At 41.3% G+C, this 7,597-nt stretch carries 2 protein-coding genes; both read left to right on the top strand.

The annotated features are described in order from the left end of the window. Window positions 1-2,786 (top strand): type VI secretion system Vgr family protein (locus FTT88_RS14100; protein ID WP_180174049.1); only part of this gene is annotated, 2,786 nt, incomplete at its 5' end. Between the two features lie 65 nt (window positions 2,787-2,851). After that, window positions 2,852-7,591, top strand: a complete 4,740-nt coding sequence (locus tag FTT88_RS14095; protein WP_180004531.1) for an RHS repeat-associated core domain-containing protein — start codon at window positions 2,852-2,854, stop codon at window positions 7,589-7,591. Window positions 7,592-7,597: the final 6 nt, after the last annotated feature.

Below are 7,597 nucleotides of genomic sequence, written 5' to 3'. Positions count from 1 at the left end.
AGCTACGTTTGATTGATGATAATAGTCAATATCAAGCTTTGGAGCGACGTAATATCCGTTTTCATCGCAGTAGTGCGACTGAAAAAAATGACAGTATGACCAGTTTTATCGGTCAGCGCAGTCTGCAGCCGACGTCGGTACATGTGCAGCGGTGGCAGGCGGATGTGCTTGAACAGGACGAGGGTGGTGGTGCAGTACAAAGCAAGCATCTACATAGTCAAAATCAAGATAATGCGAGCTTAAGCTTAGAGCAGGCATGGCATGTGAGCCCTGCATGGATACAAGATCTGAATGGTGAAGATGCTGCAACTGCCTCTAATAGTGCTCAAGTTGAACGTCTCAATCAAAATTTTAGTGATTATTATGCGGCTCAAGCCAAACAATTTATTGCTAAAAGTACCGTGCGTGATACACAAGTTGGTTATTGGTTCAAATTGGATGAGCATCCAGAGATTGACCAGCATCGTGGTGCCGATCAAGAATTTTTGATTTTATCTAAGTCTTTTTATAACCAAAATAATTTACCCAAAGACTTAACCGATCAAGTTACACAACTGATCCATCAAAGTCAGTGGCAAGTCAAACAAAGCGATGCGGATGAACGCCAAGCCAATACTTTAGCTTTGCAACGTCGAAATATTACGACCGTTCCTGAATTTAATCCACTTACACATCGACCAGTAACACATCCGCAGCGTGCTAAAGTTGTGGGGCCTGCCGGTGAAGAAATCCATGTTGATGAATGGGGGCGGATAAAAGTCCGTTTTCTGTTTACCCGTTCTGATGATCATAGCCATGATGGTGGTGCAGGTGCGAACAATAATGACACAGACTCGGCTTGGGTTGATGTACTGACGCCTTGGGCCGGCGAAGGTTATGGCGCACGCTTCTTACCTCGAATTGGTGAAATAGTTGTCGTTGATTTCTTTGATGGCAACATTGACCGACCTTTTGTCGCGGGGCGTATTCATGAAGCGCAGCGTAGTCCCACCAAATTTGACAATAAAGGACAATTACCAGATACCAAAAAACTCGCGGGAATTCGTTCCAAAGAAGTGGCGGGAGAGGGATTTGGTCAATTACGCTTTGATGACACCACGGGGCAAATCAGTACGCAGTTGCAAAGTAGTCATGGTGCGAGCCAACTGAACCTCGGTAAGCTCAGTCATCCAAAAGATAAAGCAGAAAGTGAAGATCGGGGGGAAGGTTTTGAGCTGCGGACCGATCAATGGGGGGCGGTTCGGGCTGGACAAGGTTTATTGGTGTCGACTTATAAACAGGAAAAGGCCAATGGTGAACATTTAGATGCAGAGATTGCAAGAACACAGCTGGAGACGAGTCATAGTAATAGTAAGTCTTTAAGTGATATTGCAAAGCAACAAAAAACAGATGAAATTGAATCTGTTGAACAGCTCAAAGCTTTTGCCAGTGAAATAGAAAAAGATATCGCTAAATTTAAAAAAGCCATTCTTTTACTTAACTCAGTGGATGGTATTGCACTGAGTACACCAGAGGATATTCATTTATCAGCAACAGGCATGATCAACCAAATTGCCGGTGATAGCATTAACCTGAGTACGCAAAAAAATATTGTGGGACAAGCTTTAGGTAAGGTTAGCTTATTTGCAGCTCAAGGTGGTATTAAAGCAATAGCAGCGCAAAGTAAAGTCGAAATTCAGGCGCAGTCTGATGCTTTGGATATTTTGGCAAAAAAAGGAATTACGATTTCTTCTACTGAGGACAAAATAGAGATTAGCAGTCCGAAAGAGATTGTGATCACAGGAGCTACTTCCCAAATTACTTTAAATGGCTCGGGAATTTTTGCTAAGACAGGCGGTAAATTTGAAGTAAATGCAGGGCAGCATCTATTTAAACCAGCATCGAGTGCTAGCAAGTCTGCACAACTTCCTGCTTCTAATCCGATGAAAGGGGCCTTAGAACTGCTTAAGAGCTATGGTGGTCAAGATTTCTTTAGCGGAACTGGATTTAAAGTGATTGATGCTTTGGGCAAGCAAGTTACAGGAAAATTAGACGGCAATGGCTTTGCTCAAGTAACGGGTATTGCACCAGGACCGGCTAAAGTTGAGTTTGACAAAGATCCTCGAAGTGCTTGGGATTCAGCGAGTCATTTTAAGCGTGACTATCAATGGGCAGAAAACGTTGTACCGGGAGCTTCAGACTTGATTCAGAATGCACTCGGGTCGTTGGGGCAAAATTTAACATCACAGTTAAAAGATAATCTCTTTAATTTAAATGCCGATTCTTTAAAAAATATCGGAAAAAATGCATTAAAAGATCTAGGTGGACAGGCATTAAATCAATTTAAAGACCAAGTCACCAATTCCGCACTATCTGCAATTTCATCGAAACTCAACTTGGGACTTTCTGCTTCACAAATGGCAAGTTTGGGTCAGGGTGCACAAGGCTTATCCAGCGTATTAGGTGGAAGTGGAATGAGTAACGGCATCGTTTCTGGGTCAACTGCTGCCGCAGTTCAGAACTCTCAAGCAACTATTGATAAGGATATTGTGGGTCGTAAAATTTCTTATTCTACACGCGCATTGACTTATACGGAAACCATTCGAGAAGGCTCTGCAACGCCTACGAATGTGACAGCTGCACCAGTCGCAGTGCCTAAAGTGCCTGAAATAAAAGTAGCGGAAGCTGTACCAGAAAAAGCGATACCTGTCCTTGCTAGTGAAGATGATTGGGTGGACCGGAAACAATATTCAAGTCCTTACCTCACTTACAGTGAAACCACACGACCGAAAAAGAACAATGGTTAGTACTTCATAAGAGCGACAGCAAAACACAATTTTAAATATTTAGAATTTGAGTAATAGGTTTTTACATGACAACTGATCAAAATGTTCAAAAAGAACAACAGACAATAAATAAGCCAGCCGTAGAATTGGCAATTTTCAATTTAGAGAGTGTGACGCATACTGAAGATCATAAGTTTATAGCACATCAAATTCAGGATTATTTAAAAGCGTGTGGAAATACCAGCCTTGAGCAGCTAAAAGCTAATGCAAATGTTCCGACTGTAGCGAATATCTTTGCATTATCTGGGGCAGTTTTAGACTTGTTATTATTTGCCACCGAGCAAGAACAAGGGGATGCCGCTGTACAAAAAATAGCAGTGCTGAGTATGAACCTGATAGGTTTGTATTTAGAACCTAAAGCTGAAGCTCATGTACGTATGGCTTTACGTCCTTTATTGGGACTCATGGCTGAATGCTTATATCCGCAAAATGGTAAGATCAAAGAAGCTGATATCCGTCGCATGTCTTTGCATTTAAATGCACAAATGGCAGGAGATTTAGAAAAGTTTCTGACTGAAACACAGGCCAAACTACCTAGCCTGCTTTCAGGTGCGACAAATTTAGGAACATCAATATTAAACACTTTTGCAGCACCTATTCAGTCGGGGCTGGTTTCACCGACTATTAGCTTTGGTGCAAGTGCTGAAAAACGAGATCCGGCAGAACAATTTAGCAATTGGGCAAAACCGCTGATTGATTTAAGTAAAACCAGCGCACTTGCCAATATGCTACCTAAAATAAGGAAAGAACAAACAGGCACGCTGCTACAAACTCAAGCAACTCAGGCATTGAGTTCATTTCCAAATGAAATTCAACGTCAAGCTAACGCAGGTCTAAAATACAGTTTGGCATGGCTAATTCAAGAAACCTTAAAAGCCATTAAAACTCAAGGTAACAAAGCCAATGCCAGTGTGCCGATTAATCAAACTGGCGAGCATGAGCAGCATACGACGGGCGATACTTTAGAGTTTTTAGCTTTACAGGCTGACGCATTGAATGATTCGACTTGTTCGATTCTAAGAGAGGATGCTACACCTAGTGACTCAGCAACTGATAATAGTATTAGTTATGCTATAGGTGCGGAAAGAGTCAATCACACCGATTTTAATTTGCCTAAAGTGGGTTTCAGCTTTAAGCGTCAATATAACTCGCAAATGTATGAGTTTGACCAAAGCCTCATGGGCGCGCGTTGGATGATGCCTTTTTCGAATGTCATCATCCAAAATAGAAACGGCTATTTGTTTATTGATAGTAATGGGCGCAAGCATCAGCTACCAGATTCAATTACCTATGAAGCATACACGGTGCCTTATGAAGGCTTTACGGTAGAACCTTTAGAAAATGAAGATTTGCTACTAAATTTTGGTTCAGCGTGGAGTTTTCATTTCCATAGCTTTAATGGCGGAAAACACTATCAGTTGATTCAGCAATTTAATGAAGAAACAGATGAAAAAGTTGCTTTAAGTTATATTTTGTTTGAGCAGCAGGCTTATCTACAAGGCATTGATTTTCAATTGAAACGAGGCAAGCATCAACTCAAGTTTGCCTTTAATGATCAAGTAAAAGTTATCGCTGCTTTTGTGGATGAACAGGCAGAGCCAGTGTCACGTTATGAATATGATACGCAAGGCAATTTAATTAAGGCTGTAGATCAAAATGGCCACGTGCGCAGCTATGAATATAATGATGCGCATCAACTGACTCGCTATACCGACCGTACTGGTCGTGGGCAAAATATCCGTTATGAATCAAAAGAGGCGAATGCCAAAGCCATCGCAGAATGGGCAGATGATGGTAGTTTTAAAACACGTTTGGAGTGGCACCCGAGACTGCGCCAAGTTGCTGTGTATGATGCTTATGATGTGCCGACCTATTACTACTTTGATTTAGATGGTTTTACCTATCGCACACGCTTAGCCGATGGCCGTGAAAAATGGCTCTCTCGTGACAGTCAAAAACGCATTACCCGTCAAATTGATTTTGCAGGCCTAGAAACTGAACAAATTTATAATGAGCAAGATCAGCTGATTAAAATTGTACAGCCGAATGGCGGTATGATCCGCTTTGCATATGATAAAGCAGGAAATTTGACGGAAACTAAAGATCCAGAAGGGAATATTTGGAAAAAAGAATACGATGCGGATGGTAATGTCACCAAGGAAATTAATCCTTTAGGTCATAGCACGCAATATAAATACAACAACGATAATCAAGTTGTAGAAATCATTGATGCCAAAGGCGGCTCTAAAAAAATTCAATACAATGATTTGGGGCAAATGACCGCATATAGCGATTGTTCAGGTAAAGAAAGCGCATGGGAATACGATGAAGAAGGCGCACTGACGGCCCAGCAGTCTGCTGCTGCGCAGCAAATCAAATATATCTACAGCTCAGAAGGTAAAGACAAAGGTCAGCTTAGAGCAATTGTTTATCCTGATGGTTTAAAGGAACAATTTGAGCATGATGAAGAAGGGCGCTTGCTGAAGCATACGGATACCAAAGGTTTAAGCACGCAGTATCGTTATAACTCAGTTGGGTTGCTCGAACAGCGTATAGATGCGAACCGTCATCAAATAGGCTACCAATGGGATCAGCAAGGCCGTATTCAAAAGCTGATCAATCAAAACCATGCAGAATATTTATTTGAATATAACCGTTATGGTCAATTGGCACGTGAACAGGCTTTCGATGGCGAAGAAAAATATTATAGCTACAATGAAAACGGTCAGCTGTTCCAAATCCGTCAGCCGAATGTGTTTACTCAATTTGCATATTTTGCTGATGGTGCAATCGCTTCAAAAACTTATACCCATGTACAAACTCGTGTAAGTCAAACAGAAGAATTTGAATACAACCTGAATCATCAGTTGAGTAAGGCGACGAATAAAGACAGTCAAATCGATTTTTATCGCAACGCGCTTGGCCAATTGGTCCGTGAGCATCAGCATTATAAAGTGCCGCATTTAACTCCGCTGACGGCTGTGCTGCGTTATGAATATGATGTGCTGGGAAATTTAACTCAAACGATTCGCCCTGATGGACAGGTTCAAAGCAATTTGAGTTATGGTTCAGGGCATATTTATGGCATTGCGTTAAATAAAAAAGACATGGTGGCATTTCAGCGCGATGATTTACACCGTGAAACTGCGCGGATGCTCGCCAATGGCTTAATTCAAAGCAAAAATTATAATGATGTCGGTCTGCTGAGTTCACAAATTATTCGACCAGAACAAGAAACTACAGGTCGTGTACAGCATCAAGCAGAACGTCATTATCAATACGATAAAAACTACTTACTGACCCAAGTTGAGGACAGTCGCTTAGGTCAACTCAACTATCAATACGATGTAATTGGACGATTGATCAAAAGCCAAGGTCCGCAACTTACAGAAAGCTTTGCCTTTGACCCAGCGGGTAACTTGATTGACCCGATTGCGACACAATCATCACAAGTGAAAAATAACCTGATTACGCAATATCAAGGCAAACACTATAAATACGATGCACTGGGCAATGTGGTTGAAACCACCCAAGCTGGTAAAACGCTTAAATTGACTTGGGATAACCTGAATCGTTTAGAGCGAAGTGACAATAATGGTCAAGTCACGACTTATGGCTATGATGTCTTTGGGCGACGCTTATATAAACATAGCCCGATAGAAAACAGCTTAACGTTATTTGGTTGGGATGGTGACTTAATGATTTGGGAGTCACAACAATCCAGTAATGAACAAACACAATATACCAAACATTATGTTTATGAGCCGAATAGCCTTGTACCATTATTACAAACAGGCTATGCAGGATTTATTAAATTAATCGAAACGCCAGATTACTTAAAGTTCCAAACAGAACCTTACTCAGTTTATAAAGACCCTGTATGGAAAACTGAAACACGGAAGAATAAGGCTGAGTTAGAACGGGTTACGTTTTATCATTGTGATCAAGTGGGTACACCACAAACACTAAGTAATGAGTTAGGTGAATGCGTTTGGGAAATCAAACAGGATACATGGGGCACTTCTTTAGGGATCAAGGCGAGTGAAAACTCACTTGAACAAACCAATATCCGATTTCAGGGACAATACTTTGATCGTGAAACAGGTTTACATTATAACCGTTACAGATATTATGAGCCACATAGTGCAAGGTATTTGAGTAAGGATCCAATTGGCTTATTTGGGGGGGTAAATAATAGTAGTTATGTAAGTGATCCGAATCTGTGGGTGGATCCATTAGGGTTGATACAGTGGACGGGCAGTGCATACCAAGTAAGTTTAGCATTTGCTAATGGGGGGGATTTTACCCTAACGAGTGAGTGCAAGAATGGGCGAAGAGCAAAAGTACAAATTTATGCTGGGGGAGTAGGTTATTCCAAAGGGCTTTCTGTTGGCGCTTTTGGCATGAATTCTGTAACGTTTGAAGATGGGCTTAGTAGAATTGAACCTGATGTTTTTAACGGGGATTGGGTAGATAAAGGAGTTGCGCTAAGCGTTGTAAAAGGTGTTTCAGTTGGTAATACACATATAGGAAAAGCTCGATCAGTAGGATGGTATACATGGATTACTAGAGGCTATGTGGCGTCAGTTGGTGCTACAGGGGGGGAAGCAAGAGTTACTAGCCAAAGGTTTGAGAGTTGTAGAAATTACACATGTGATGATACGTGTAGAGAGGAGATTAAAAGAAGAACTGAGGAAGCGAAAAAATATCCAAAGCCAGATCCAATTTATATTCCACCGTCTTCTCAGTGGTTTAGTGGATTTTAATATTTA

Source organism: Acinetobacter sp. YH01024, from assembly GCF_013420195.1.
Classification (GTDB): domain Bacteria; phylum Pseudomonadota; class Gammaproteobacteria; order Pseudomonadales; family Moraxellaceae; genus Acinetobacter; species Acinetobacter amyesii.
This window is presented reverse-complemented; position numbering and strand designations above follow the sequence as displayed.